Here is a 24483-nt window from a genome sequence, read left to right on the forward strand (position 1 = left end):
CCTGAAGGCTTCCGGTCGCTCAGACTTCCGGCTCGGTTACGCCACGCCGCATGACGTTCATGCTCCGTTCGACCTTAGCGTGTCGCTGGGAACAGTTCTTGTTCCGACCCCTAGTTCGCAGCCATTCTCTTAGCTTTACGAAATTATCGAACTTGACGAACTTGCGCTCTTTAACCATACTGGTAACAGCAAGAGGTTGTCATCATGGCCGCTCCAAAACGCAGCAATCATAGAGAGACCACATCCCATGCGGGAGTCGCCGCTCTGAGTTTCACCACCAAGCTTCCGGCACAGGCCGACTTCAAAAAGGTGCTGCTCGAACGCTATCAGGAAGCGATTGCACGAAGTTGCAAGATTGGCCATCGCGTATCGTTCCGAGTAGTGGTCGATCCGGCGGCCGATGCGCAGACGATCACGCCGGTCGAGGAACAACCGATCGCTTCGGATGTGTTTCCCGTCGAGGACACAGGCAAGCCAGACGGTGAACTTGAAGCAGCGCTTGCCGCGGCGCGCGAACGTGGCCGCAAGCGCGTCGCCGAAATTGTCGCCGGCGAGGAGATGCTGAGTGCTGACACCTTCGCCAAGTTGCTAGGTACCTCGCGCGTGACAGTCAACGCCAAGCGGCAGAATGGGCAGGTGCTCGGGATCGATGGCGCCAAGCGCGGCTTTCGCTTTCCTGCGTGGCAGCTCGACAAGGACGGTCGTCCCTTCGGCGCATTGCCGGCGCTCCATGCCATGTTGGGCGATAGTGCCTGGGCCGTCTATCGGTTTCTAGCGTCGCGCCACGGCGGGCTCAATGGTCGGACGGGTCTTCGAGCTCTTCAGCAAGGCGACGATGCCGCGGTGCTGGCCGCGGCCGAAGGTATGGCCAGGGGCGATTTCGACTGAATGCCGGGCGCTCCACCTCCACTCGATTTCGGGCGTGCAAACCTCGAAATCGAGACCATATCGCCGGGTCGGACATTCGGTCGGATCTACTGGAGCACCTATCCTGATCCAATGGGGTACGGGAAGTCGCCGAGCCGGTTCAGCGATCCTCGACGCCGCCTCGACGCCAACCGGTTTGGCGTTCTTTACCTCGGTGACTCCCTGAAAGTGTGCTTCCTAGAGACCGTGCTCCGTGACCGTCGCGAAGGAATCCGATAAGCTTGGGCATAACTTATGCGGATGCGACTAAGGGCACCACGCTGTCTGCCGATCGGTAGGCCCATTCGACACCGTCTTGCCCGGTCCCCAGCAGATTGAGGACGGCGCAAGGCAGGTTTCGAGATGCCATCTTCCGCCTCAGAAACTCTGCCTGAGCGCGGTCGTGAGTCGACACGAGCACCTGATATCCACGGCTGGCCACAAGGTTGCAGACGAAATCCGCGAAAGCGGCGGCGTGGATGGTGTCGTTGTGCTGAAGCGGGTCATCTAGGACCAAACCCCGCCAGCGAGACCATGGATAGGTCAGGCTGGCAGCACACAGCATACTGACAGACAAGGCTGCCATCTGGCCTTCGCTGTGTATCAACCGTGCATCGATGGACGCGATCTCAGCAGGAAGGGCCTCTCCTTCTTTTGTTGGCCGCTGTTCGACGCGACGGTTCTTAACGTATGACTCTAACCCCACCCTCGGATCGCCCATGATTGCCATGTTGATGGCCTTCAAGAGGGTATCGAGAGGCTGCATGTAGCTGGTGTTGAATTCCGCCAGTTCGTCGAGAATGTCTGAGCTTGCGGCCTGGGCGATATCCTTGGCTTCCCGGGTTGCCTGTGCGAGTCTAGCCTTGGCAGACACCCGATCCTGCGCCTCCTTACGAAGCTGCAGTCTCTCGCTGTTCGGGGCGCCATTTACCGCGGCCCGCAACCGCTCTAACGCTGCCAGATGATCGGCGCAGGCATCGCGCTGCCGAAGCCGGATGCGACATTGCTGCGGGCGGCAATAGAGAGAGCACTCGCTGATGCGGGAATTCGTGCTGCGGCGGGTCGGGTCGCACACGAGATTGCGGCCATGTCGAGCATGGACGACGCTGTGAGCAAAATCGAGCGCTTGAGCGCCAGTTGATCAAGAAGTGTCGGCTGTTGGCACGTAGCGTCGGTGCGCTGCTGTGTAGTATAAGCCGGCTATCGGGGCATAGAGAATCTTTCAAGCCGTCCGCTCGGCAGCTTCATGGGTTCACAGCCTAATTTAGATGTTCCCACAAAGCCAAACAGCCATTCGACCTTCGCCGGCAACGATCGTGTCCTGCTGTGGGGTTGAGCTGGCGGCATTGGTCGCAGTCGCCCTCCGGCATGGGTCAGGCTGATCAGCGCCACTGCTGGCAGGTTCCTCAATCGCTTCGCGCAGATCGGGGTGGGCTACGTCGCTACCCAGTCACATGTCGTCTTCCTCTATGCCAGCATGACATTTTCCATCGCGCTGGTCCCGGTCGCGTTGACACTCTCCCGCGTCTTGACTTGAGTGAGGCAGTCTCGGCAGGTCTGCGCACGCAGTGCCTGCAGGCGCCGGCCGATGTCTGCGGCATGGCGTGTGGGTGCTGCTTTAGCGGTGGAGAACAGCGGCTTGATGTTGCCGGCATTGGTCAATTATCGAGGTGGCGTCGGCGATCAGCGGACCGCCGCTTGGTGCCAAAAATCCTTAAACAGAAACAGCAGCGGCCAGTGCGGTCAGCGAAGCGGACATCCGGCGCATTGAATAAAACAATTGAAGCATTTTAGAATAGACATCTCGCCAAGCTTCTTGATGCGGATGCGGAGTAGCTATAGTCCATTTTCCACCCGTGTTTCGCTGACAAATGTCACGACGCTGCGCGCTACGGCCGCGATGACAGCCAACGCGTCGGCGGTGCCGTCCGCTTCGCCCTTCTCAAAATCACCTTCGGTCTGACCCATCTGGTTTGTTACGTGTGCGAAGCAGATAACATGCCTGTGACGCGCCTCCGCAAAGGCGTAGAGCGCGGCCGCTTCCATCTCAACGGCAGCAATTCCTTGTGCCCGGCGCGCTTTAATCGCGCGTTCCGTCTCACGAAACGGGGCGTCTGTTGTCCACGTCGCCCCCACGTGAATCGGTTCCGGCAGATTCGACAGATTAGGGCGAACCGATTCAATCAGGTCCGCGTTGCCCTCGGCAAATTCAGCGGGTGGCATATAGTGGTGGCTGGTTCCTTCATCGCGAAGGGCACGGTCGATCAGCACAAAGTAGGGTGGCCGCCCGAGGGACGTAATCTGTCCGGCGGAGGTAATGCTGATAAGCAAACGGCAACCCGAGGCAAAAAGCTGTTCGGCGACCAATACGGCGAATGAGGAGCCGACCGCACAGCCGACTATGCCGAGCCGCTGGCCGTCGAGCTCAAACTCGTCAAGATCGGTGTGATAGCAGGCCCAACCCGTCGATGGGCGCGCACGGCCTTCTTTCCGTAGACGGCGCACAATGTCGCCGTCGGGGTCAAGCACGCACACGGATGGCACGTGTTCTGATGAGAGCCCTTTCTGCCGCCGCGCCTCGCGCAGCATATTTTCAACCTTAAAGACAGATTCGGCCGAATAGTCCTTCAGCTCAAACAGCGGGGACAGCGGGATTGGCATCATCATGCACTGCGCTCGAACACAACGCCGTAGTGATAAGGCGGAAGGTCGACGGTGCGACCGAAACCAAATCCGACGGGTTCGACGACGGCCTGTATGGCTTCGGGTGACATGCGCATGGCTGTTTTGGGACCTCGCGGCTGACCGAGCACGGTCGTCTGTTCTCGCGGCAGCTGGTGCCAGTTGACGACAGCAAACAGCCCGTGCGACTTGAGTGTCTTGGCAACCGCCCGGACAAGGCCAGCCTGGTCAGGCACTCCATGAAAGGTATTGGCAATCAACACAAAATCGACCTGCTCGGGAATCAGCTGCTCAATGTCGCGGGCATCGGCAGTGATCCATTTCAGCACCGACACGCCTTGGCGCGACGCTTCTAACCAGGCCAGTTCAATCATCTCCGGGTCGAGATCGAGCGCGTAAACACGCCCGTCGACGATTTTTGCAAGTGGCGCGGTGAAATAGCCGTCCCCGCAGCAAAGATCGAGCACCGTCATACCGGGACTAACACCCAAGGACAGCAAAAGGCTTGCGGGGTCGGGCCATAAAGCCGCCCACCAGTAGCGGTCCGGCATCGATGTCGCGGGAAAAATTGCGCTCATGAAAGCAGACTAAAACGCCGGCACACAGAAGGCCACGCCAGCGGTCACCCATCAAGCAATCTTTATTGCCACCTCAGTGGTCGTGCTGCGGTCGCCATCTCGGCCAACACTTCAATCACCCCGCATTCCAACTCGGTCCTGAGTTTCAACAGGCCGCTGATTGGCTCGCCACATCTGCCAGACGAGCTGGGCAAATAGAGTCCCGCTTGCAGTTTCGCGAAGAGGGGCATTGCGTCGGTTATCATTATACATTATATGAAATCGTATATTGATAATGAAGGTGACCGATATGAGAATGATCCGTGTGAACGACAGGCTGTCTATGGGGCCTCAGCCCTCGACATCCGAAATCCTATCGCTGCCCGACCAGGGGTTCGCAGTCCTGATCAACGCACGTCCCGATAGGGAAGAACCCACCCAGCCTGGAAACGAAGCGGAGCGAGAGGCTGCCGATCGTGCGGGCATTTCCTACGGCTTTATACCCGTCACGATGCCGACCATCACGGAGGCGGACGTTTGGGCCTTCCAATCCTCAATTTCCGAAACCGGCGGCGCGGTCTTTGCTCATTGCAAAACCGGCACACGCGCCCTGGTCCTGTATGTACTCGGTGAGGCGCTCGATGGCCGTATGTCGTCACTGGAAATCGCAGATCTTGGCCAAAAGCTGGGAATCGACCTGTCGGCAGCGTCCCGGTGGCTCGAAGCGCACAGGCAACTCCGACCGGAAGTGAAGGGCTTCTTCGACCCCCGGACATGGAGCGTGCAATACGTCGTCTCGGATCCCGAGACTGGCAAGTGCGCGATTATCGATCCAGTTCTCGATTTCGATGAGAGGTCCGGAGCGACTGCAGCGCGCAACGCCGACGCGATGCTTTCCTATGTTGCCGAGAAGGGGCTGACCGTTGAATGGATTCTCGACACCCATCCTCATGCCGACCACTTTTCGGCCGCGCAGTACCTCAAGGAGAAGACGGGTGCCCCGACCGCGATTGGAGCGCGGGTGGTCGATGTCCAGCACTTGTGGCAAGGCATCTATAACTGGCCTGAACTTCGCGTGGACGGTTCGCAGTGGGACAGGCTGTTCTCGGATGGCGACACTTTCAAGGTCGGTTCCATCGAAGCCCGCGTGATGTTTTCGCCTGGTCACACCCTGGCGTCGATTACCTACCTGATCGGCGATGCGGCTTTTGTTCATGATACCATCTTCATGCCCGACAGCGGCACGGCTCGTGCTGATTTTCCTGGTGGTGACGCTCGCATCTTGTGGAAATCGATCCAGAACATTCTGGGTCTTCCAGACCAAACCCGGCTGTTTACTGGCCACGACTACCAGCCGGGCGGACGCGAACCGAAGTGGGAAAGCACGGTCGGCGAGCAGAAGCGCACCAATGAGCATCTGGCCGGCATGACCGAAGAGGCTTTTGCCAAACTGCGTGTAGCGCGTGACCGTACGCTGCCGATGCCGAAACTGATTTTGCATGCCTTGCAGGTCAACATTCAGGCGGGGCGTCTTCCAGAGCCGGAAGCAAACGGTAAGCGCTATCTGAAATTCCCCCTGGATGCACTGGAAGGAGCAGCGTGGTGAGCGAGATCCAGCTTGATGCGACGATGAGGATGTCGCCTGCCGCCATGGAGGCCCGCGCCGGCGAAGTTGCGGCTCTATTGAAGACTCTGGCACATCCAATGCGGCTCATGCTCGTCTGCACCCTTGTGGAAGGGGAGCTTTCGGTTAGCCAACTGGAAGAAGTGCTCGACATCCACCAACCGAACCTTTCCCAGCAACTGACAGTGTTGCGCGATGCCAAGATTGTGGAAACGCGGCGTGACGGGAAACAGATCTTCTATCGGTTGACCGCCAAGAAGGCTGCTCAATTGGTTTCGACGCTTTACACGATCTTCTGCTCGGAAGGTCGGTCATGACCGCTTACCTCGTTTCTCTTCTGGGCGGGGCTCTCATCGGCCTTTCATCGACGATGCTCCTGATCCTGAACGGCAGAATCGCCGGCATAAGCGGTATCGTTGGCAGGCTGGCCCAAGGCATCAATACCGGGACGAACGCAGCGTTCGTCGTCGGATTGCTGCTTGGCCCGGTCGCGTATCTAGCAGCTTTTCATCATTGGCCGGCCGTGACGATAACGGCGTCGCTGCCGTTGATCATGCTTGCAGGATTGCTGGTCGGCTTCGGATCCCGGATGGGCTCGGGTTGCACCAGCGGTCATGGCGTCATCGGCTTGGCGCGATTATCGCCACGTTCAATCGTCGCGGTTCTGACGTTCCTTGCGAGCGGCATCCTGGCTGTCGCGCTTCTTCACGGAGCTGTCTCGTGAAACACACCCAATTACAGGTTTTGGCCGCTTTGGCCGCGGGCACCATTTTCGGGTTTGGTTTGGCGTTGTCGGGCATGCTCGACCCTGTCCGGGTTCAGGGCTTTCTCAACGTTTTTGGCGCATGGGATCCGAGCCTGGCATTCGTGCTGGGCGGTGCCGTTGCAGTTACATTGGGAGGCGTGGCCTGGATCCGGCGGATGTCGCGACCGCTTCTAGCGGATGGCTTCCATTTGCCCATGAACTCGCGGATTGACGCCCCGCTGGTCATCGGCTCTGCGATTTTCGGCCTTGGATGGGGCCTGGGCGGGTTTTGCCCTGGCCCTGCGATAGCTTCGTTGTCTCTCGGGTTAACGCCGTCACTGATCTTCGTAGCCTTTATGCTGGCGGGGATGGTTGCTCATGACCGCTTCTTTGTCGGGAGAACATCGTGACCGATACCTTGGTTGCTGCTGTCGGCTCCGGCGGTCTGGTCGGCTTCACTCTTGGGCTGGTCGGCGGCGGCGGATCGATCCTTGCCACGCCGCTCCTGCTCTATGTTGTCGGCGTCGCCCAAAGCAGGCCGGCTTTTTGACCTCCGCCAGTTCGAACGCCAGCTTGCTTGGTAAAGGCTCTTGGCCTTCACGTCGAAGCCAAGCAAACCGGCGTGGGGCACGCCTACCAGGTAATCGGGGCGCTTGATGCGGCCCTTGAGGCCGGCCGGAACGGTGAAGGGCGATTGCTCGACGTAGGCAGAGGGCACGCCCGAATGGTCGAGCCAGGCGGCAAAGGCCGCTCGGCCTGGTCGCCTTTTGAGCTGGCGAAAAGGGTGAACATGCCGGTAGTGTGCTGCCCACTCGGCCGGGCGGCAGTTCGACCAAAGTTCGGCGACGGCGGTGTGGCTTTGGCGATGCAGCCGGCAGGCCTTGGAGCGGCTTATAGCGCCTTTGGCCACCGTTGGGCGGCGTGCATGACAGTCAGAATTTCAACCGCCGACGTGGTGACACGGTAGGCGACGATGTAGGGAATGTCGGCGAATACCAATTCGCGTGTGCCCTTGATGCGGCCGGGGCGCCCCATGTTCGGCTGTTCGCTGAGGTTGTCGATGGCCGACACAATACGCGCTAAAACGCGGCTTGCGGCGGTGGGGTTGTCCTTCTCGATGAATTGGCCAGCCATATCCAGCCGCAGGGTTGCCCTCCGGGTCCAGCGGATAGTGCGGCGACTCATGAATTGCGGCTGGGCTTGACGTATTTGGCGACAACGCTGGCCAGCTCATCGGGGCTGGCAAAGTTGCCGGCGTCGGCCTCGGCAAGACCGGCCTCGATTTCGGCCAGCTGCCATTCCTGGCGCTCAACATATTCCTCAATGGCCTCGGCAGCCGTATAAGACCGGGAACGGTCTATCTTCTGGGCGATTATTTCCAGTTTTTTCGCGGTGTCGTCGCGCACGCGGATGGTAAAGGCGGCCATGTTGGGTGCTTTCGTTGGTTCACTTAGATTATTGGTGAACCAACGCGGTTCGTCAAGGATTACCCGTCGGTGCATCAATTGCCGGCTGTCGCCGCGTATCCACGCTTCACCTTGGCCTGGCGCATTTTTCCCCAGCGTTGCCAGGGGCTCGGCCGGAGTAAGGGGTCGCCCTAACATTGCCGCTGCGCCCGATGCGGCCCCACACGCGCACCAGGGCGCACGCGCCGAACATGGTCGGCTGGCCGCTCATGGTAGTAGCGGGCCATGTTGCGGGCGGCGTCGACGCAGACAAGGTAAGTGCCACTCATGGCTACAAACTGGCAATCGTCATGTGATTGACCTTATAGGAACGGGCAATGGCGGTGTTTGCTTCGCCGTTGGCCTTGCGTTCCAGAGCCTCGGCCGGCTGCGCCGGCAGGAGCTTCGGTGGGCGGCGCATACGCTTTTTCGATCGGGCGCGGCCCTCGGCCGTGCGGGTTGCAATCATCTCGCGTTCAAATCGGCGAAGCCTGAGAGGATGGCGAGGTACATGCGGCCGCTGCTGGTGGTGGTATCGGCAAGCGGCTGCGAGAGTTCGCGGAAGTTGGCGCCGGCGTCAACGATGTGGCTGACGATACGGAACATCTGGAAAATCGACCGCATCAGGCGGTCGATGCGCGTCACCATCACCAGGTCGCCCGCTTGCAGGCCCTTCATCATTCGGGCCAGCTCCTTGCGGTCGTCGCGGGCGCTGCTGGCTTTCTCCTGGTAGATGATACTGCACTTGGCCGCCGTCAGCTGTTCAAGCTGCGCCTTGTGCAGCGCCCCCATTGCTCGGGGCTGCGACAAGCGTGATACGGCGTGGAGCAGGTCATTGAGACGATCTTAACTCCAGGTGAGCTATGAAATGGCCGTAGACCGCGCAAACTCAACGAAGCGGGCGGCCATGAGTTTATCGATGGCTCGGCAATTCATCGCGCTGGAAGCAACGAGGCGGATTAACCTAGGCTCAGGACTCATTGATCAGAGCCAGAAGATTACGGTTGCCGCGATGCAGATCGCGGACATGAAGGTGTGGGCGCAGCGGTCATAACGTGTGTGGATGCGGCGCCAGTCCTTGAGTCTGCCGAACATGTTCTCGATCTTGTGGCGGCTTTTGTAGAGCACGGTGTCGTGCGGGATCGGCAGGTTGCGATTGGCTTTGGACGGGATGCAGGCGGCTATGCCGCGATTGGCCAGGGCCGTGCGGAACCAGTCGGCGTCGTAGCCTTTGTCGCCGAGCAAGGTTGCGGCTTTCGGGAAAGCGTCGATCATGAGCGCAGCGCCTTTGTAGTCGCTCATCTGCCCTTCGCTGAGCAGCATGATCAACGGCCGGCCAAGGCCATCGCATACAGCATGTAGCTTGGAGTTCAGGCCGCCCTTGGTTCGCCCGATACGTCGGGGAACAGCCCCTTTTTGAGCAGGCTGGCGGCCGTTCGATGTGCTTTCAAATGGGTGGCGTCGATCATCAGTTGATCGGGCTTGCCGCCTTTTGCCGCCAACTCGGCGAATATCCGGTTGAATACACCGAGGCGGCTCCAGCGGATGAAGCGGTTGTAGATCGTCTTGTGGGGACCATATTCTTTGGGCGCGTCACGCCACCGAAGACCGTTCCTGATCACGAAGATGATGCCGCTGACGATCCGCCGATCATCAACCCTCGGCACACCGTGAGAAAGCGGGAAATGTCGCTCGATCCGGCGCATCTGCGCCTCCGACAGCCAGATCAAATCACTCATTGCAGTGCCTCCTCGCACCGCCAATGAATCAGCCGTTTGGTATCTCCGCAAGAACTTTAATAGGTCCTGAGCCTAGGCATTGGCTACTACCAGCCACGCGTTCTGGTTGCCCCAGGTTGACAGAGGTCAAAAAATACTCAGGGGCAAACCCGGAGAGGCATAATGACCAGCCAGAAGGATCCTGAGGCGACCGCCGTCAACGCTAACCAGACAAAGGTCGACGTGGCTATCGTCGGCGCGGGTCTGGCCGGCACCACCTTAGCAACCGTTCTGGGAAAGGCCGGGCGCAAGGTCGCGTTGATCGATCCGCACCGCGTCCATCACGACGAATTCAAGGCTGAAAAAACTCGCATGGAGCAGATGCGGGTGTTCGAGAAGCTTGGCCTCGGTTCCGTCATCAGGCCCCTCGTCACCCCGACGACCGAAATCCAGGTATTCCGCCTCGGCCAGTTCTTCCAGCGCAAGCCGGAGTCGGAGTTCGGATTCTCCTACGGCCCTCTGGTCAATGGCCTGCGCGAGGCCCTGCCGCCGGAAGTTCCGCTGATGGTGGGTAAGATCGCCGAAATCTCGACCGGGCCGGACTGGCAGCGCCTTGTGCTCACCGACGGCACCGTCATCGACGCCCGTCTGCTGGTGGTAGCCACCGGCTACAGTGAGTCGGTACGGCGCGCCGTCGGCGTGGAGCGCGTCGAGCATTCGAAGGCGCATTCGCTGGCGATGGGATTCGACCTTGCGATCTCGCCGCAGGAGTTCGGCTCTCGGTCCATCACCTTCTACCCCAAGCGCGTCGCGGCCCGGATTCCCTTTATTACCATCTTCCGGATCGGCAACCGAATACGGGCAAACATGTTTGCCTACCGGATCGTCGCCGATCCATGGACACAGGCGTTCCGCGCGAATCCCCAACAAGTGCTTTTGCAATTGATGCCGGAGATCGCCGCGCAATGCGGCAACTTCACGGTCCGCAGCCCCGTCGAGGTCAGGCAGGTCAGCCTGACGACCACCAGCGGCCACCGCCGGAGCGGCGTCGTCTTCATCGGCGACGCGTTCTCCACCACATGCCCAGCGCAAGGTGACGGCATCCATCGGGTGGCTACCGATGTCGATCGCCTGTGCTCGACCTACATCCCCGCCTGGCTGGAAACGCCTGGCATGGGTGTCGACAAGATCTGCGCCTTCTATGACGACCGGATCAAGATCGCCGCTGACGCTACCGCCATGCGCTCAAGCCTCTACGCCAAGGCAATCATCACCGAGACCGGATTGGAATGGCGCATTCGCCGCCTGCGCAACAACACAGCCCGCCAGCTGATGATTATCGGCCGCAAGATCAGACACTTCTCGCCGAGGCGGGCGCTCAAGGTTATTCTGGAGAAGCAAGCCTAGATTGGCGGCCCGCCCGCTTTACAGCACTCGGCATGTGTCAGCGCCACGCGCTTTCATTCTTCTCGCTGAACGCCTTTTTCAGGCCGCCGAGGACTTCCGCTGACGTCTCGAACATCGCCTTGAACTGGGCTCGTCGACCTTGCCGATGTCTGTGCGAAGATGGTCCATGATCTCCTGCAGGCGGGCTTGCATCTTCTGGGTATGGTGCCGTGGATCGCGGTCTGCTTCCCTGGCCATGATAATCTCCTTTTGTAACATCAATGTACCCGACGACGCATTCGACGCGTTGCCTACCCAACTGATCGCAACTACAATCGGTTCCCGATATCGAAGTCCGATTGTGAGGTTTTTTGAGGTACACAAGGCATGGAGCATCAGGACCTGTTGAGCGGGCTGATCCGGCTGCACGTTCTGCATCACGCGGTGGAGGACGAGGTCTACGGCCAGTGGATGATCGAGGAACTCGGCCGGCACGGCTACCGGCTGAGTGCCGGCACGCTCTACCCCATGCTCCGCGCGATGGAGAAAAAGGGTTATCTGGTTTCAGAGCAACGGCGAGCAGGTCGGTCGATCAGGCGCATCTACCGCGCCACGCCGCTCGGCCGGGATGCCCTCGAAATAGCCCGTGGCAAGGTGCGCGAATTAATTGGCGAGATGATGGAGCCCCGCTGAGCGCGCCTTGTGGCGCGGGGAGGGCGTCATGAGTGCCGGCGATGGAAGCGTCGCAGCGGCCGGGCAGTCACGGGGGACGGTCGCTGAGGTCTTCCGCGTGTTCCTCGGATTGGGCCTGACCTCGTTCGGTGGCCCCGTGGCCCATCTCGGCTACTTCCGCGAAGCGTTCGTCATCCGCAGGAAGTGGCTTAGCGAGCAGGCCTATGCAGATCTCGTCGCTCTTTGCCAGTTTCTTCCGGGACCGGCCTCCAGCCAGGTTGGGATGGCCATCGGACTCCAGCGTGCCGGCTATGCCGGACTGGTGGTGGCGTGGGCCGCGTTCACGCTGCCATCTGTGATCCTGATGGTCGCTTTCGCCTATGGGGCTGCGGCGCTTGGAGCGCAGGGCGGAAGCGGATGGATACAGGGGTTGAAGGCGGCCGCTGTCGCCGTCGTGGCCAACGCGGTGCTTGGCATGGCCCGCAATCTTGCGCCAGACCGGGAGCGGGCGACGATCGCTGTGATCGGCATGGTGATAGCCATGCTCATGCCGACTGCCCTGGGCCAGCTACTCGTCATTGCGGCTGGTGGAGGGATAGGGATTCTCTGGCTGCATCCGGGCCTCGGCGGGGATGGCCAGCATGAGATGATCGCAGTCCCCCTCGGCAAACGGGCAGGCGCAGGGTTCCTTGCGATGTTCGTCGCATTGCTTTTTATCCTGCCCGCGTTGGCGACGGCGACGGGAGATGCGATGCTGCGGATGGTCGAAGGCTTTTATCGCTCGGGCTCGCTGGTCTTCGGCGGGGGCCACGTGGTGCTGCCCCTGCTGCAGGCCGCATTCGTCGACACCGGACACGTAAGCAAGGAGGCGTTCCTTGCCGGCTATGGCGTAGCGCAGGCCGTCCCCGGCCCGCTTTTCACCTTCGCGGCCTATCTCGGCGCCATCTATGCGCTATCGCCCACCGGGGTTGTCGGCGCAGGGGTCGCGCTGCTGTCGATTTTTCTGCCGTCGGCGTTGCTCATTATGGGCGGTCTGCCGTTCTGGGACAGTTTACGGAAGTCGCCCTTGGTAAGACGGGCACTCCTGGGCGTGAACGCTGCGGTCGTCGGCCTGCTCGCGGCGGCGCTCTACCATCCGGTCTTCACCGAGGGTGTGACCTCGCCGAGGGCAATGGCGATCGCCGCCGTGTCCTTCGTCGCCTTGACGGCCTGGAAAGCTCCGCCCTGGGCCGTGGTCGTCGCAGCTGGCGCGGTCGGATTTTTGGCGCTTTAGGCCAACATGCGCTGGCGCAGCGGCGCAGGCTACTCTCAGCGCCGTGCAATGCCCTTGGCGATCCCTTTGGCCTGAATCCGGGCATTGGCGAAACAGCCGCGAATACTCGGCCGCATGCCGGTAAACCACAGGCCGGGCAGTTTCGGGTCGGTTTCGCTACCGTTGAACAACGGCACACCCTTGTCGTCGAGCACACCGAGCGTGCCGACCATTCCTTCGAGCCCGGTCCGGTAGCCGGTAGCCGCGATGACAATATCTGGCCCGATTAGGTTTCCGTTGTCCAGGATCACACCGTCCCGGGTAAACCCCCGAATCCCCGGCAGCACGGCAATTCTCCCGGCCTTGATGGCGCGAACCGCACCGTCGTCGATAGCAATGGCGGTATAGTCAGACTTGAGCCGGCTAGCCCCTCCCGAGGGTGCTCGCGGCACGCCGAACCTGGTCAGGTTGCCGAACACCAGGCGCTGCGTGACCGCCATGATCGCGTCGGCAAGCCACAGCGGCAAGCGCGCCATAAACGGCGAAATCCTGTGGACGGCGAGCTTGCCAATGCGTTTGGGCAGCAGCGACGGGCCGTTGCGGGCTGACAGCCAGATATTGGCGGCGTTCGCGTCCACCAGGTGATTGAGCACGTCGAAGCCGGAGTTGCCGGCGCCGACCACCAAAACGCGCTTTCCCGTGTAGTCCCTCAAATGGCCAAAATTAGCCGAATGGATGATCCGTCCGGCAAAGTCCTTCACGCCTTTCCATTCGGGTATGAACGGCTCTCGGTCACGCCCGGTGGCAATGACGACATGGCGAGCCAGGCGGAGTCCGTTATTGGTGTTCACGGCCCAATGATCGCCATTGAACGTGATCCCTTTGACGGCGACGCCGAATTCTACCGGCAGTCCGTGCGTGCCGCTGAATGTGTTCAAATAGTGGATCACTGCCGTTTTATGCGGAAAGGCCGGGGTGCCTGCGGGATAATCGACGCCAGGCAACGTCGACAGATCCCTATGCGAGTTGAGGTGCAACTGGTCATGCCGGCGATGCCACGGCTCCGCCAGGCGGCTTTCCTTCTCAAGTATCGTCGTTACAACACCCGCCTCGATCAGCTCATGGGCGACGACCAGTCCTGCTGCCCCGGCACCAATGACCATCGCTCCGGGAAAAATCGCTTCCTGGCGGGTTTGCACGCGCAATTCGCTGACTTCCATGCCTGTGCCTACTGTTAACGACGGCCACAACCGTGATTGACGCTATCGCGTATCTGGCAGTTTGCCGATTGCGACGCAACGCAAAGGACGCCGCCGGCCGCCGATAAAGGTCACTAGATTGATATCCGATCGACCCCATCAAGGCTTAACGAGATGTCATTGCTGGCGAAACTTGGAATGGCAACTCGAGCAGTCCTGCAGGATCAGGTGCAAAACGTGTTCTGCGGGAAGTTTTGCGGGCGCAATCTCCACAGCACCTGGCCGTTTGCCGAGAAGACTGCCGCCGCCCATGACCATGCCCGGTCCCATACGCATGTCAGCGGTTATGTCGTTTGGCGCTCGTGCGGCGTCGGCCGCCAACACATCCGCAAGTGACGCGATGTGCGCTGCCAGCGCGTCGAATTCCGGCCGAGCCTGGTCGATTTCAAGCTTGGCACCGGACGGTGATCCCAACGAAGCACTCGGAAACTCCGTCCCGAGGGCGCCGGTGTGCGAACGGATTGTCTCGGCCGCGGCCCTGAACGCACCGGGGTCATAGGCCACTTTGCCATTGAACATTTCGGCGATGGTTCTGGCTGCACCGGCCATCGCCTTCATCGAAGCCTGCCGCGCCTCGACAACGGCACGGTCCGTGTTGGTGGCAGCGACACCGGATGCACAAGCTAGCGACAGGATCGCCGCCGCCGCCGCTCTTTTCATTGAACCAGCCCGTGGCCCGCCAGTTCGTCAATGATGGGACAGTCCGGACGTTCATCACCATGGCAGTGCGCTACAAGGTGGTGCAAAGCGCCGCGCAGTCCGACCAACTCGGCAATCTTCCGATCGATCTCCACCAACTTGGCTTCCGCAATCGCCTTGACGTCCGCGCTCTCACGGGCCTTGTCATGGTAGAGTGACAGGAGTTGCCGGCAATCGTCGACCGAAAATCCAAGACTACGGGCACGCTGCAAAAACCGCAGCCCATGGAGATCCTTGACGGAGTAGTCACGGTAGCCGTTCCCAGCGCGCCCAGGCTTCAAAAGTCCGATTTCCTCGTAGTAGCGGATGGTCTTGGCCGGCAAGCCTGACTGTGCCGATGCATCACCGATGTTCATGTGGGACCTCCTCGAACTCAAAGCTTCAGGGTGCGGAGCCTGAGCGCATTTCCAATCACGGACACGGAGGACAGGCTCATGGCGGCAGCCGCGATCATCGGCGACAGCAGGGTTCCGAACACCGGATAGAGGACGCCAGCGGCGATCGGCACGCCAAGTACGTTGTAGATGAAAGCAAAAAACAGGTTTTGCTTGATGTTGCGTATGGTTGCCTGGGCTAGAGTCCTCGCCCTGACGATGCCATTCAGATCGCCTTTCACCAGCGTGATACCGGCACTTTCCACCGCTACGTCAGCACCGGTGCCCATGGCGATGCCGACCTCGGCCGCCGCAAGCGCAGGTGCGTCGTTCACCCCATCGCCCGCCATGGCAACCTTGGATCCGCTGGCATGCAGTTGGTCGATGAGCGCCTTCTTGTCTTCAGGCAGAACGCCGGCGCGCACTTCATCGATGCCGAGCCTGGAGGCAACCGCCTTTGCGGTCAGTTCGTTGTCGCCGGTCGCCATGATGATCCGAAGGCCAGTTTCGCGCAGCGCTTGAATGGCCTCCTTGGTGGTGGCCTTGATAGGATCGGCCACCGCGACGATGCCACCGAGCTTGCCGTTGATCGCTACGTACATGGCCGTTTTGCCCTCGGTGCGCAGGGCGTCGGCCTGCTTGGCAAGCGTCGCCACGTCGACCCTCAGGTCGACCATCATTGCCTGATTGCCGAGCGCGACGCGCTTGCCGTCGACCAAACCCGCTACGCCTTTACCCGTAGATGCCTCGAAGTCGGTAGTCGCGAGGAGCTTTGCGCCGCGTTCCTTCGCTCCCTCAACAATGGCCTCGGCGAGCGGATGCTCCGATCCCTGTTCAAGGCTTGCTGCCAGGCCGAGCAAGTCTGTCTCGGTCGTGCCTTCGGCGGCGAGGACATCGGTCAGTTTCGGTCGCCCTTCGGTAAGCGTGCCGGTCTTGTCGACAATGAGTACGTCGACCTTGGCGAACCGCTCCAACGCCTCGGCGTCCTTGATCAGCACGCCGGCCTGGGCCCCACGCCCGGTCGCCGTCATGATCGACATTGGTGTTGCAAGCCCAAGGGCACAGGGACAGGCAATGATCAGCACAGAGACCGCTGAAACGATTGCATAGATCATGCTGGGTTCGGGGCCGATGATCGCCCAAGTGGCAAAGGCTGCAATTGCGACCAGGACCACGGTTGGCACAAAATAGAATGACACACGATCGGCAAGGCCCTGGATAGGCGCACGGGAGCGTTGCGCCTTGGCGACCATCTCCACGATCTTGGAGAGCATGGTGTCGGCGCCAATCCGCTCGGCGCGCATGATGAAGGTTCCATTCTTGTTGATGGTGCCGCCGGTGACCTTGGCACCCTCGGTGACCTCCACCGGCAGGGGCTCGCCGGTGATCATGGACTCATCGACGGAAGAGCGGCCGTCGGTGACGATGCCGTCAACCGGTATGCTTCGCCTGGCCGTACGCGCAGCAGGTCTCCGGCCAGCACCTGGTCGAGCGCAATGTCTTGCTCGGACCCGTCCTTGCCGATGCGCCTCGCTGTCTTTGGCGAAAGGTCGAGCAAGGCCCGGATCGCCGATCCGGTGCGTTCTCGTGCCCGAAGTTCAAGCACCTGCCCGAGGAAAATCAGGGCCACGATAACTGCGGCGGCCTCGAAATACACCGGCACACTTCCGCCGTGGTCACGGAACGTGTGGGGGAAAATGCCCGGAAACAGGGTAGCGACGAGGCTATAGCCGTAGGCCGCGCCGACGCCCAGCGAGACCAGCGTCCACATATTGGGCGAGCGATTGATGACCGACTCGTAGCCGCGATGGAAGAACGGGATAGCGGCCCACAATACCACCGGGGTGGCCAGCGCCAGTTCGAGCCAGGTGGCCAGCGGCTCGCCGATCCATTCCCGGAAAGGCAGCCCAACCATCGGCCCCATAGTGATGATCAGCAAGGGGACGGACAGCATGGCGCTAATCCACAGCCGCCGCGTAAAATCCACCAGCTCGGGGCTTGGCCCCTCGTCTCCGGTCGGCACGCCCATGGGCTCAAGGGCCATGCCACAGATCGGGCATGAACCGGGCTTGTCGCGGATGATCTGCGGGTGCATCGGACAGGTGTACTGCGTGCCCGGCTTCATAGGCTCCGCAACGGGCCGATCGCCAAGATATTTGGCCGGCTCCGCCTCGAATTTGGCTTTGCAGCCCGGTGAACAGAAGTAAAATCCCTTGCCCTCATGACGCGTGAAGTGGGTGGCGGTTGCGCGGTCAACGCTCATGCCACAGACCGGGTCGATCGCCGTCAGGTAGTCCTGCGGCGCCTTGACAAACCTGTCGTGGCAGGATGCGCTGCAGAAATGATAGGTATGGCCACCATGCTCGACAGCTGGCGTGCCAGCCTTCGGGTCCACGGTCATCCCGCAGACCGGGTCGCGAACCACGGCTCCTGCAGCCTGAGGCTTGGCGGCACAGCAGGGGCCGACCGGGCCATGCTTGTGATCGTGTTCGGGGGTGTCCATTGGCAGCACCTTTCATGTCAATTGGGATGAGTACCGGTTCCAGTAACTGGAAGGTCAAGCGGTTTCTTCGAAAACGACGAGGTTTCGAAGGGCTGGTTGAGAATTGGAGCGCGGGGACAGATTTCCCTTGACCTTCCCCATGCTGGAAGGGGCAGGTTCTCAGAACACCTCTCTGAAGAGGATCCGTTCCAACTAAAAGGTAAAGCCATGAAACAGTCTCTCCTGCTTGCCGGCGCCGTCCTGCTGTTCTTCGTCCCGATCGCCAACGCGCAGGACAGCAGTTTTCCCGAAGTTTGCAAAAGCGACATGGCAATGGACATGGGCGCCGACCATTCCAAGATGATGCTGGGGATGATGACCGAGGAACATCAGAAAGCTGGAGTACCTGGCATGATGCAGATGGATAAGGACATGATGCAGGGGATGATGCACAAGGATCCTGACGTGGCCTTCGTCTGCGGCATGATCGCTCACCACATGGGCGCCATCGACATGGGCAAGGTCGAGCTCAAATACGGCAAGAACGGCTGGGCCAAGGAAATGGCGCAGAAGGTTATTGACGCGCAGACCAAGGAAATCGCGGATATGACCGAGTGGCTTAAGACCAACGCGAAGTGAAGCGGTTCGAAGCGAGACCTGGGCTTGTCGCGGAAAGCCGGTTCATTGGCCGGGGCCGCTCGTCCGGCGAGGGATCCTGATATTGCCCCCAGTTCCCAGCATGGCGGAAGCCAATACGTCGCTTGCGGCACAGCTCAACCGCAAATGCTTCTGCATTACGCTAGACCGGGCAGCGCTTTCGGCGGCGCTGGCCCACGAGGCCGGCGACCCTGGATTCGGCGACACATTCCTGGCGTCGCGGCCGCATCTGTTTTCGAATGTTCCTGTCTTTCTCGCTGCGTCCGCCCTCGATGAGATGCAAGCTACTGTCGGGGCCATCGAGGCGACAGCTAGGCTGCAGGGTTACCGCGATGCCGTCCTCTCGTGGGCGCCTGAAATCGCGCAACGGGACTTTGGGCCCGTCGGCGCTATGATGGGTTACGATTTTCATCTCGACGATGACGGGCCCAAGCTGATCGAGGTGAACACCAATGCGGGCGGTGCTTTCCTCAATGCTTTGCTCGCCCAGGCCCAGAAGGCCTGCTGCTCCGAAGTCCACCGCACGTCGATCGACGCAAGCTACGATGAATTCGCAACCAGCGTCATTGCGATGTTCGAGAACGAATGGCGGCTCCAGCGCGGAGCCGGTTCGCCGCGAAGGATCGCGATCGTCGATGATCGGCCGGAGGAGCAGTATCTCTATCCTGAATTCGTGCTCGCCCGGCAATTGTTAGTGAAACATGGCATCGAAGCGACGATCGGGGACGCGAGCGAACTGGCATATGAGGGCGGCAAGCTTCGGCTCGACGGGCGCGAGATTGACCTTGTTTACAACCGCTTGGTCGATTTCACACTTGAGCGCCGGGACCATGCTGCGTTGAGAGCGGCTTATCAGGACGGCGCTGTGGTGGTCACACCCAATCCGCACAACCATGCGCTCCTCTCAAGCAAGCGCAATCTGACACTGCTGTCCGATCCGACGGCGCTCGAAGCATTTGGCCTCTCTGCGAAGATGCGGTCACGGCTTGCCGGTGTGCCGCTGACCACGCTGGTGACGCCCGGCAATGCCGACGCCGCGTGGCAGTCCCGCAAGGACACGTTCTTCAAGCCACTCTCAGGGCACGGCGGTAAGGCGGTTTACCGTGGCGACAAGGTGACAAAAGGGGTGTGGGCCGAGATCGCCCGTGGTGGCTATGTGGCCCAGGCCTTTGCCTCACCCGGACAGCGCATGATCGAGATCGACGGCGCACCCACGCCGCGCAAGATGGACGTGCGGCTTTATACCTACAATGGCCGGGTGTTGCTCCCGGCCGCCCGCCTCTACCAGGGCCAGACCACAAATTTTCGAACGCCCGGCGGCGGCTTTTCGCCGGTGCTCGTTATCTAAACACGTGGTTCACTGCGTTGCGGAAGCAATCTGGCACGGGCGCGCCCTGAACGTTTGCAAGCCGGGCCCGTTAATCGGGAACCTGGCAAAACGAAAGAGCACATTATGACCTATGCCCGCTTCATTGCGATGATCGTCGTATCGACCGCGATCATGTTTGGCCTGATGTACCTCAACACCTACGCCCTCGACCATGTCTTCTACAGTCAGACCCGAGCATGGATGGCGATTGTCATGGGGGCGACCATGGCGGTCGTCATGCTGACGTTCATGCTCGACATGTACAAAAGCAGGCTCGCCAACACCTTGATTGTTTCAGTGAGTATGGTCGCCTTCGCCGCGTCCCTGTATCTGGTGCGCAGCCAGGAGACGGTTGGCGACATCAGCTATATGAAGGCCATGATTCCACACCATTCCATTGCCATCATGACCAGCGCGCGGGCTCACATCCAAGACCCCCGCGTGCGTAAGCTCGCAGACGGCATTATTGAGGCGCAGGTCCGCGAAATCGGCGAAATGAAGCAGTTGATCGATGATCTTGAGAAGAACCCGCCGGCGAGCAACGTCCCGGATCTGCCGCCCACGGTTCCAACGCAATAACGATCTTTTAAGCCCCAACATCGCGGTACATGATTTGCCGTCGGGGCTTCGCGCCCGCCAAGCCAGGGCCGCCTGGGGCCGCGAGTCACGACTGGGATCATGCCCCTCTGGTTCAGTCAAACCGGCGGGCTCAGGGACGAAACAACTAGAGAGTGCTTTTATCCAAGAGATGATAGAGTGGCGAAGTGGATTTGATTAGAAGGACGCTTACCAGCCTGGGCGCTTTTACAGCGCGACCCGCTGCCTTCCTGATCGTGATCGCCTACGGCACAGCGTGGCTATTCCTGCAGCCCAGCAGTTTTGACATGCATGCCATCGCAACCTTGATGGTTTGGATCATGACTCTCGTCATCCAGAGAGCTGAGCACCGCGACACGCAAGCATTGCATGCCAAACTTGATGAGCTGGTCCACGCCCAATCAAAGGCAAGGAACGATCTGACCAAGATCGATGATGAAGAGCCTGAGGACATCGAGGAAAGGCGGCAGCTGGAGCGACATAATGATTGAGTCTGCAGGCGGAAGGGTTATGACCTCCGCCCGGCAAGCTAACTACTGAACAATCATGCTATCAGTATGCGGGTTCAGTCATTGGCAGGCTTGCGAGCCGACTGTTTGCGCCTGGATTTTGCCGAAGAAGAGTGTTTCTCTTTCGCCCGCGCAGCACATAGCGATCGGAAGCTTTCGACTTCGGCTTCTGTCAGGTGCTCGATGCCGATAAAGTCATTCTCACTTTGACTGCTGAGAATGAGTTCGTCGAGCTTGGCCTGTATCGCGGCCCCATCACGGTTCTGGGTGTTCTGGATCAGGAACACCATCAGGAAAGTGATGATTGTAGTTCCCGTGTTGATGACCAGCTGCCAGGTTTCAGAATATCCGAAAAAGGGGCCAGAAATCGCCCAGATCACCACGGACGCGACACACAGCGCGAATGCCCAGGGGCGTCCAGTTGCACGAGCAACGGCACCGGCAAGTCTATTGAATGTTTTTTCCATGATTTGACTCTTCGTCCCTTTAACGAGCCCCGGAATATTAGCGCCGGGGCCCGACGCAACAGGAAGGCAGGATACAACCTGTCGGTGTTAAGCCGCCTCAGCGGCAATGTTGACGGCCGATTCAGCGAGTTCGGTCAGTGCGGCGTCAGTTTCTTCTTCTTCGCTGAGCGTCATCTGCAGCAGATTGGCTGCTTCGGTGAGGCCGAGTTCCGTTGCCCAGGTGCGCAAAGTACCGTAGCGCGAGATCTCATAGTGTTCGACGGCTTGGGCAGCCGCCAGCAGGCCGGCGTCGAGGGCAGGCGAGCCTTTATATTCGTCCATAATCTCGGCGCCCTCCTCTGTGATGCCCATGATGGCGGCGCAAGTCTTGCCCACGGGCTTTTTATCAATCACCGCGAAAACCTCTTCAAGACGGCTGACATGTTCCTGGGTCTGGGAATGATGCTTTTCAAACGCGGCCTTCAGGTCAGAGCTTTGCGCGGCCTTGGCCATTTTCGGCAATGTCGCCAGGATCTTCTTCTCGGCAAAATAGATGTCTTTCAGCGTGTCGTGAAACAGTTCCTGGAGGCCTTTTGTTTTGGGCTGGCTAGCCATGGGAGTTTCCTTTCAGATTGAGTTATTGGAAGCTTGGATCGTAAGCCCACACGCATCCCAAAATTGAAGCGTCCGCAAATGCCAGCGGGAATGGTGCCGGCCACGTTTCAATCTACGGACGATCGGTTTGTTCCGCGCTCAACAAGATCGTCAGCTCGTGGGGTCAATTTCCGCAGAAATCGGATCGATAAACCTCTCCAGCGGAGCAATAACCGTCCAGCACAGGCCTTTTGGTTCATATTCCAGAGAGACCTTGCCGCCAAAGGTTGCCTCGACGTGCTGCTTGATGATTTTCGACCCGAATCCTGTTCTCGTGGGTGCGGAGACGGAGGGGCCATCATGCTCGGTCCAGGAGAACTCTAAGAGGCTTGCAGCCCCCGTAACCTTCCAAGAGACGATTATGCACCCCGTGGGAGTGGAAAGGGCTCCGTACTTCACGGCATTTGTCGCCAGTTCATGCAAGGCGAGGCCAAGCACATGAACCGCTTCAGGTCTCCGAGACAGCTCCTCTCCGCGCACAATGATCTGCCCCGAGTCATAGGCGAATTTGCCGAGGTGTGACTCTACGAGCTTGCCAAGCGTGGCACCACTCCAGTTGTTGGCGGTCAAGAGGTCGATCGAATTGGCAAGGCCGGCAAGTCGGTCTGAAACCGCTTTCTGATAGTCCGGCGACACTTCGTGGTTCTTTGCGGTTTGGCGCATCATTGCCTGCACCATCGTCAGCATGTTTTTGGTGCGGTGGCTTAGTTCATTGACCACCAGCCGCATATGGTCCTCGGCCTGACTTCGGTCAAATGAAGCATTGGTCAACGCCCGCGATACGACATTGGCCTCTGTAATATAGAACTCAACCGGCGAGACGATTTCGCCGTGCCCCAGGCGCACCGCCATGTCTCCGACACTCTGGATTGCTGACCGCAGTTGCCGGCCGATCAGCAATGCCAAACCAATGGAGCAGGAATAACGCCAGTCCACCTGCCAGGAGAACGCGCCAACTCTTGAAGATCGACGCCTGGGCTGTGGCGACCGGCCCCCAGACCATGGCTTTCCAGCCCGTTCCGCGCACCGGAACCCTGGCCATGATCTGGCCGTCGGATTCGACAAGAGGAGAGTCACCTGTCTTATCAACGCTTTCTTTTGCAGGAACAATATCGCCGGGATGCAGCCGCGCCGCGCCAGCCTGAGCAATCACACTGCCGGCATTATCCACCAGCGCCGAAGACCACCCCTCCGGCATGCCGTCGGTGCCGACCAGTGACGCCATGGCCGCCGCATTCTGCGTCATGATCAACGCCGAGCCTTGTCCTGTTACTTCGAAGGGAAGGGGCATAACCACGTTGAAAACCCAAGTCTGGCTGGTCTTCCCATAAAAGACCCCGGAAACCGTCAGCTGTTTGTTCGCCATCGCCAGGCCCAGGGTTGTCAAATCAGAAATTTTTCCGCCCTGGGAGCCGAAGTCCACGCGTGTGTTCAGAAGCTGCTGCCCATCGTCTTGAACGAGAATGATAAAGTAGGGGCTGCCGCGCAGCGCCAATTGGCTGCGGGCATGGAAAAGTCCTAGATCGCCAGCCTGAAGTTCCGGGGCCGTGGAGAGCAGCCGCAATGTGGTGGTCATATCCTGTAACTGGCGCTCGGTCGCCGTTGCTAGCCCTTGCGCGTCCCTGACAGTGCGGCGCTCAAGCGCAGCCTGCTGGTCAAACTGCAACTGTAGCAGCAGCAAGCCCGCGAACGCCAAAATGGGAAGTGCTACCGCCAGCGAAAGCGCCAACAGATAGGATCCGATCGATGCCACAGGGAGGATTCTCACATTGTACACCATCTGCGACGCGGCAAACGAACGTTTACCTGCAATCTCTGGAATTAGGCATCCGACGCGACGCAGAGATAGTCAAGCGGCTTGCCTCAAACGGCGGGCGTGGCTTGGATTCCCGCCAAGTCTGGGGTTCGCATACCAAAATCCGAATGGGACATTCGAACAGTCGGTTTATCCTCTGCGCGCGAACCAGCAGCACCAATGACAGCACACATCTCCTCCGCGCCAGTAAGAAGGACTAGTCTATGGTCTAGTACGCCGACATCCCCTTAACGTGGCGGTTTCTTCTCCTCGTGACGGAGTTCGAGCATTCAGATCAGCCCGGCACTGTCGTCCGAAAATCCTACATAGTCAGGACGATTATAGGCGGCCGCAGCTGCATCGGCCTGATTGCTGACTTCCACGCGGTCGTATGATAAAGCATGGTGCCTGGTCCGCGCGTTCATCGACGCATCTTGCTCGGCCGGCCCTAATATAGCCGATGGCCATCGCTGCAAACAATCCGTGAGCGCCGCCGGCTCCCGATTGCCCTTACGGCCAGCCCGCAACGCGGCTTTGGTCAGTAGCCCCGACATGATGTCATGGCGTGAGTGTGCTGCGTTAGCGGTAGAGAACACCGGCTTGATGTTACCGGCATTGGTCAACTACGGCGCGCAAGACAGGCCAAAGACTTGCC

30 protein-coding genes and 1 pseudogene are annotated in these 24483 nt (G+C 59.9%); 14 read left to right on the forward strand and 17 right to left on the reverse strand.

Annotated features, from left to right (window positions below):
* Nucleotides 1-204: 204 nt before the first annotated feature.
* Entirely contained in the window at nt 205-888 is a 684-nt protein-coding gene (locus tag FFS37_RS33690; protein WP_137935241.1) for an XRE family transcriptional regulator, read from the forward strand.
* Nucleotides 889-999: 111 nt separating this feature from the next.
* Nucleotides 1000-1146 carry an RES domain-containing protein gene (locus FFS37_RS36595; protein ID WP_232375881.1) on the forward strand — a complete coding sequence of 49 codons (147 nt, stop codon included), beginning with the start codon at nt 1000-1002 and terminating at the stop codon, nt 1144-1146.
* 13 nt (nt 1147-1159) lie between these two features.
* Here FFS37_RS36595 and FFS37_RS33700 read toward each other — a convergent pair whose 3' ends face one another.
* From FFS37_RS33700 to FFS37_RS33710, 3 genes are all read right to left on the reverse strand, one after another.
* Nucleotides 1160-1981 (reverse strand): hypothetical protein, encoded by an 822-nt coding sequence (locus FFS37_RS33700; RefSeq protein WP_137935242.1) that lies wholly within the window; start codon nt 1979-1981, stop codon nt 1160-1162.
* A gap of 761 nt (nt 1982-2742) precedes the next feature.
* Nucleotides 2743-3573: a nucleoside phosphorylase gene (locus FFS37_RS33705; RefSeq protein WP_408631469.1), complete on the reverse strand. Its 831-nt coding sequence runs from the start codon at nt 3571-3573 to the stop codon at nt 2743-2745.
* Nucleotides 3570-4166, reverse strand: a complete 597-nt coding sequence (locus FFS37_RS33710) for a class I SAM-dependent methyltransferase (protein WP_137935243.1) — start codon at nt 4164-4166, stop codon at nt 3570-3572. The genes FFS37_RS33705 and FFS37_RS33710 overlap by 4 nt, the downstream gene beginning before the upstream one ends.
* Before the next feature lie 289 nt (nt 4167-4455).
* Here FFS37_RS33710 and blh point away from each other — a divergent pair, with 289 nt between their 5' ends.
* The 5 genes from blh to FFS37_RS35930 are packed head-to-tail and all read left to right on the forward strand — an operon-like array spanning nt 4456 to nt 7064.
* Nucleotides 4456-5751, forward strand: a complete 1296-nt coding sequence (blh, locus tag FFS37_RS33715; RefSeq protein WP_137935270.1) for a bifunctional sulfur transferase/dioxygenase Blh — start codon at nt 4456-4458, stop codon at nt 5749-5751.
* Between the two features lie 23 nt (nt 5752-5774).
* Nucleotides 5775-6086 carry a sulfite-sensing transcriptional repressor BigR gene (gene bigR, locus FFS37_RS33720; protein ID WP_137935269.1) on the forward strand — a complete coding sequence of 104 codons (312 nt, stop codon included), beginning with the start codon at nt 5775-5777 and terminating at the stop codon, nt 6084-6086.
* Nucleotides 6083-6493, forward strand: a complete 411-nt coding sequence (locus FFS37_RS33725) for a YeeE/YedE family protein (RefSeq protein ID WP_137935244.1) — start codon at nt 6083-6085, stop codon at nt 6491-6493. Before bigR ends, FFS37_RS33725 begins: the two co-directional genes overlap by 4 nt.
* Nucleotides 6490-6924, forward strand: a complete 435-nt coding sequence (locus FFS37_RS33730; protein WP_137935245.1) for a DUF6691 family protein — start codon at nt 6490-6492, stop codon at nt 6922-6924. Before FFS37_RS33725 ends, FFS37_RS33730 begins: the two co-directional genes overlap by 4 nt.
* Complete coding sequence (locus tag FFS37_RS35930; protein ID WP_171026531.1) at nt 6921-7064, forward strand: hypothetical protein; 144 nt, start codon at nt 6921-6923, stop codon at nt 7062-7064. The genes FFS37_RS33730 and FFS37_RS35930 overlap by 4 nt, the downstream gene beginning before the upstream one ends.
* Nucleotides 7065-7405: 341 nt before the next feature.
* On the opposite strand, the gene FFS37_RS33735 is transcribed toward FFS37_RS35930, so the two are convergent.
* The 5 genes from FFS37_RS33735 to FFS37_RS33750 all read right to left on the reverse strand — a co-directional run bounded on the left by FFS37_RS33735 (nt 7406) and on the right by FFS37_RS33750 (nt 9698).
* Nucleotides 7406-7699, reverse strand: coding sequence for a type II toxin-antitoxin system RelE/ParE family toxin (locus FFS37_RS33735; protein ID WP_137935246.1), 294 nt, complete (start codon nt 7697-7699; stop codon nt 7406-7408).
* Nucleotides 7696-7941, reverse strand: coding sequence for a CopG family ribbon-helix-helix protein (locus FFS37_RS33740; RefSeq protein WP_137935247.1), 246 nt, complete (start codon nt 7939-7941; stop codon nt 7696-7698). The genes FFS37_RS33735 and FFS37_RS33740 overlap by 4 nt, the downstream gene beginning before the upstream one ends.
* A gap of 310 nt (nt 7942-8251) precedes the next feature.
* The gene (locus tag FFS37_RS36340; RefSeq protein WP_232375876.1) at nt 8252-8428 is read right to left on the reverse strand and encodes a helix-turn-helix domain-containing protein; all 177 of its coding nucleotides are present in this window, start codon (nt 8426-8428) and stop codon (nt 8252-8254) included.
* The gene (locus FFS37_RS33745; RefSeq protein WP_232375877.1) at nt 8425-8751 is read right to left on the reverse strand and encodes a recombinase family protein; all 327 of its coding nucleotides are present in this window, start codon (nt 8749-8751) and stop codon (nt 8425-8427) included. The genes FFS37_RS36340 and FFS37_RS33745 overlap by 4 nt, the downstream gene beginning before the upstream one ends.
* Before the next feature lie 192 nt (nt 8752-8943).
* Nucleotides 8944-9698 (reverse strand): IS5 family transposase gene (locus tag FFS37_RS33750; RefSeq protein WP_137935248.1). Its coding sequence is split into 2 segments (ribosomal slippage): nt 8944-9365 and nt 9365-9698, totalling 756 coding nucleotides; the frame shifts between segments, so codons are not numbered across the junction.
* A gap of 162 nt (nt 9699-9860) precedes the next feature.
* Here FFS37_RS33750 and FFS37_RS33755 point away from each other — a divergent pair.
* The 3 genes from FFS37_RS33755 to chrA all read left to right on the forward strand — a co-directional run bounded on the left by FFS37_RS33755 (nt 9861) and on the right by chrA (nt 13008).
* Complete coding sequence (locus tag FFS37_RS33755) at nt 9861-11084, forward strand: FAD-dependent oxidoreductase (RefSeq protein ID WP_137935249.1); 1224 nt, start codon at nt 9861-9863, stop codon at nt 11082-11084.
* 366 nt (nt 11085-11450) lie between these two features.
* On the forward strand, nt 11451-11756 hold the full coding sequence (locus FFS37_RS33765; RefSeq protein WP_137935250.1) for a PadR family transcriptional regulator: 306 nt from the start codon (nt 11451-11453) through the stop codon (nt 11754-11756).
* A gap of 28 nt (nt 11757-11784) precedes the next feature.
* Nucleotides 11785-13008, forward strand: a complete 1224-nt coding sequence (gene chrA / locus FFS37_RS33770) for a chromate efflux transporter (protein ID WP_137935251.1) — start codon at nt 11785-11787, stop codon at nt 13006-13008.
* A 35-nt stretch (nt 13009-13043) separates the two neighbouring features.
* Here the strand turns inward: chrA and FFS37_RS33775 are convergent, their stop codons facing one another.
* The 4 genes and pseudogenes from FFS37_RS33775 to FFS37_RS33790 form a co-directional block, all read right to left on the reverse strand.
* Nucleotides 13044-14207, reverse strand: coding sequence for a flavin-containing monooxygenase (locus tag FFS37_RS33775; protein WP_137935252.1), 1164 nt, complete (start codon nt 14205-14207; stop codon nt 13044-13046).
* Between the two features lie 156 nt (nt 14208-14363).
* Nucleotides 14364-14906, reverse strand: a complete 543-nt coding sequence (locus FFS37_RS33780) for a cytochrome c (protein WP_137935253.1) — start codon at nt 14904-14906, stop codon at nt 14364-14366.
* Nucleotides 14903-15301 carry a Cu(I)-responsive transcriptional regulator gene (gene cueR, locus FFS37_RS33785; protein WP_137935254.1) on the reverse strand — a complete coding sequence of 133 codons (399 nt, stop codon included), beginning with the start codon at nt 15299-15301 and terminating at the stop codon, nt 14903-14905. The genes FFS37_RS33780 and cueR overlap by 4 nt, the downstream gene beginning before the upstream one ends.
* A 17-nt stretch (nt 15302-15318) precedes the next feature.
* A pseudogene (locus tag FFS37_RS33790) lies at nt 15319-17822 on the reverse strand (heavy metal translocating P-type ATPase).
* Nucleotides 17823-17918: 96 nt separating this feature from the next.
* Between FFS37_RS33790 and copM the strand changes: the two are divergent.
* The 4 genes from copM to FFS37_RS33810 all read left to right on the forward strand — a co-directional run bounded on the left by copM (nt 17919) and on the right by FFS37_RS33810 (nt 20915).
* Nucleotides 17919-18440, forward strand: coding sequence for a CopM family metallochaperone (copM, locus tag FFS37_RS33795; protein WP_332313402.1), 522 nt, complete (start codon nt 17919-17921; stop codon nt 18438-18440).
* A gap of 100 nt (nt 18441-18540) precedes the next feature.
* On the forward strand, nt 18541-19806 hold the full coding sequence (locus tag FFS37_RS33800) for an ATP-grasp domain-containing protein (protein WP_137935255.1): 1266 nt from the start codon (nt 18541-18543) through the stop codon (nt 19804-19806).
* Nucleotides 19807-19911: 105 nt separating this feature from the next.
* Nucleotides 19912-20406 carry a DUF305 domain-containing protein gene (locus FFS37_RS33805; protein WP_137935256.1) on the forward strand — a complete coding sequence of 165 codons (495 nt, stop codon included), beginning with the start codon at nt 19912-19914 and terminating at the stop codon, nt 20404-20406.
* Between the two features lie 185 nt (nt 20407-20591).
* Nucleotides 20592-20915 (forward strand): low affinity iron permease family protein, encoded by a 324-nt coding sequence (locus FFS37_RS33810; RefSeq protein WP_232375878.1) that lies wholly within the window; start codon nt 20592-20594, stop codon nt 20913-20915.
* Between the two features lie 74 nt (nt 20916-20989).
* On the opposite strand, the gene FFS37_RS33815 is transcribed toward FFS37_RS33810, so the two are convergent.
* The 5 genes from FFS37_RS33815 to FFS37_RS33835 form a co-directional block, all read right to left on the reverse strand.
* Nucleotides 20990-21400 (reverse strand): low affinity iron permease family protein, encoded by a 411-nt coding sequence (locus FFS37_RS33815; protein ID WP_137935257.1) that lies wholly within the window; start codon nt 21398-21400, stop codon nt 20990-20992.
* 87 nt (nt 21401-21487) lie between these two features.
* Nucleotides 21488-21994 (reverse strand): YciE/YciF ferroxidase family protein, encoded by a 507-nt coding sequence (locus FFS37_RS33820; protein ID WP_137935258.1) that lies wholly within the window; start codon nt 21992-21994, stop codon nt 21488-21490.
* A gap of 150 nt (nt 21995-22144) precedes the next feature.
* Nucleotides 22145-22885, reverse strand: coding sequence for a sensor histidine kinase (locus FFS37_RS33825; RefSeq protein WP_137935259.1), 741 nt, complete (start codon nt 22883-22885; stop codon nt 22145-22147).
* On the reverse strand, nt 22842-23762 hold the full coding sequence (locus tag FFS37_RS33830; protein ID WP_137935260.1) for a cache domain-containing protein: 921 nt from the start codon (nt 23760-23762) through the stop codon (nt 22842-22844). The genes FFS37_RS33825 and FFS37_RS33830 overlap by 44 nt, the downstream gene beginning before the upstream one ends.
* 356 nt (nt 23763-24118) lie before the next feature.
* Entirely contained in the window at nt 24119-24451 is a 333-nt protein-coding gene (locus FFS37_RS33835; protein ID WP_137935261.1) for a hypothetical protein, read from the reverse strand.
* Between the last annotated feature and the right edge of the window lie 32 nt (nt 24452-24483).

It is taken from the genome of Mesorhizobium comanense, assembly GCF_005503535.1.
GTDB classification, from domain to species: domain Bacteria; phylum Pseudomonadota; class Alphaproteobacteria; order Rhizobiales; family Rhizobiaceae; genus Mesorhizobium; species Mesorhizobium comanense.

Bases quoted from the DNA above. Each gene is read 5' to 3' on its own strand.
- FFS37_RS33705 (WP_408631469.1), bottom strand. From the start codon at position 3,573: ATGATGATGCCAATCCCGCTGTCCCCGCTGTTTGAGCTGAAGGACTAT.
- FFS37_RS33755 (WP_137935249.1), top strand. From the start codon at position 9,861: ATGACCAGCCAGAAGGATCCTGAGGCGACCGCCGTCAACGCTAACCAG.
- FFS37_RS33780 (WP_137935253.1), bottom strand. From the start codon at position 14,906: ATGAAAAGAGCGGCGGCGGCGGCGATCCTGTCGCTAGCTTGTGCATCC.
- FFS37_RS36340 (WP_232375876.1), bottom strand. From the start codon at position 8,428: ATGATTGCAACCCGCACGGCCGAGGGCCGCGCCCGATCGAAAAAGCGT.
- FFS37_RS36595 (WP_232375881.1), top strand. From the start codon at position 1,000: ATGGGGTACGGGAAGTCGCCGAGCCGGTTCAGCGATCCTCGACGCCGC.
- FFS37_RS33740 (WP_137935247.1), bottom strand. From the start codon at position 7,941: ATGGCCGCCTTTACCATCCGCGTGCGCGACGACACCGCGAAAAAACTG.
- FFS37_RS33735 (WP_137935246.1), bottom strand. From the start codon at position 7,699: ATGAGTCGCCGCACTATCCGCTGGACCCGGAGGGCAACCCTGCGGCTG.
- bigR (WP_137935269.1), top strand. From the start codon at position 5,775: ATGAGGATGTCGCCTGCCGCCATGGAGGCCCGCGCCGGCGAAGTTGCG.
- FFS37_RS33710 (WP_137935243.1), bottom strand. From the start codon at position 4,166: ATGAGCGCAATTTTTCCCGCGACATCGATGCCGGACCGCTACTGGTGG.
- FFS37_RS33800 (WP_137935255.1), top strand. From the start codon at position 18,541: ATGGCGGAAGCCAATACGTCGCTTGCGGCACAGCTCAACCGCAAATGC.
- FFS37_RS33745 (WP_232375877.1), bottom strand. From the start codon at position 8,751: ATGGGGGCGCTGCACAAGGCGCAGCTTGAACAGCTGACGGCGGCCAAG.
- FFS37_RS33765 (WP_137935250.1), top strand. From the start codon at position 11,451: ATGGAGCATCAGGACCTGTTGAGCGGGCTGATCCGGCTGCACGTTCTG.
- chrA (WP_137935251.1), top strand. From the start codon at position 11,785: ATGAGTGCCGGCGATGGAAGCGTCGCAGCGGCCGGGCAGTCACGGGGG.
- FFS37_RS33725 (WP_137935244.1), top strand. From the start codon at position 6,083: ATGACCGCTTACCTCGTTTCTCTTCTGGGCGGGGCTCTCATCGGCCTT.
- blh (WP_137935270.1), top strand. From the start codon at position 4,456: ATGAGAATGATCCGTGTGAACGACAGGCTGTCTATGGGGCCTCAGCCC.
- cueR (WP_137935254.1), bottom strand. From the start codon at position 15,301: ATGAACATCGGTGATGCATCGGCACAGTCAGGCTTGCCGGCCAAGACC.
- FFS37_RS33690 (WP_137935241.1), top strand. From the start codon at position 205: ATGGCCGCTCCAAAACGCAGCAATCATAGAGAGACCACATCCCATGCG.
- FFS37_RS33775 (WP_137935252.1), bottom strand. From the start codon at position 14,207: ATGGAAGTCAGCGAATTGCGCGTGCAAACCCGCCAGGAAGCGATTTTT.
- FFS37_RS33825 (WP_137935259.1), bottom strand. From the start codon at position 22,885: ATGGCGGTGCGCCTGGGGCACGGCGAAATCGTCTCGCCGGTTGAGTTC.
- FFS37_RS33815 (WP_137935257.1), bottom strand. From the start codon at position 21,400: ATGGAAAAAACATTCAATAGACTTGCCGGTGCCGTTGCTCGTGCAACT.
- FFS37_RS33805 (WP_137935256.1), top strand. From the start codon at position 19,912: ATGACCTATGCCCGCTTCATTGCGATGATCGTCGTATCGACCGCGATC.
- FFS37_RS33820 (WP_137935258.1), bottom strand. From the start codon at position 21,994: ATGGCTAGCCAGCCCAAAACAAAAGGCCTCCAGGAACTGTTTCACGAC.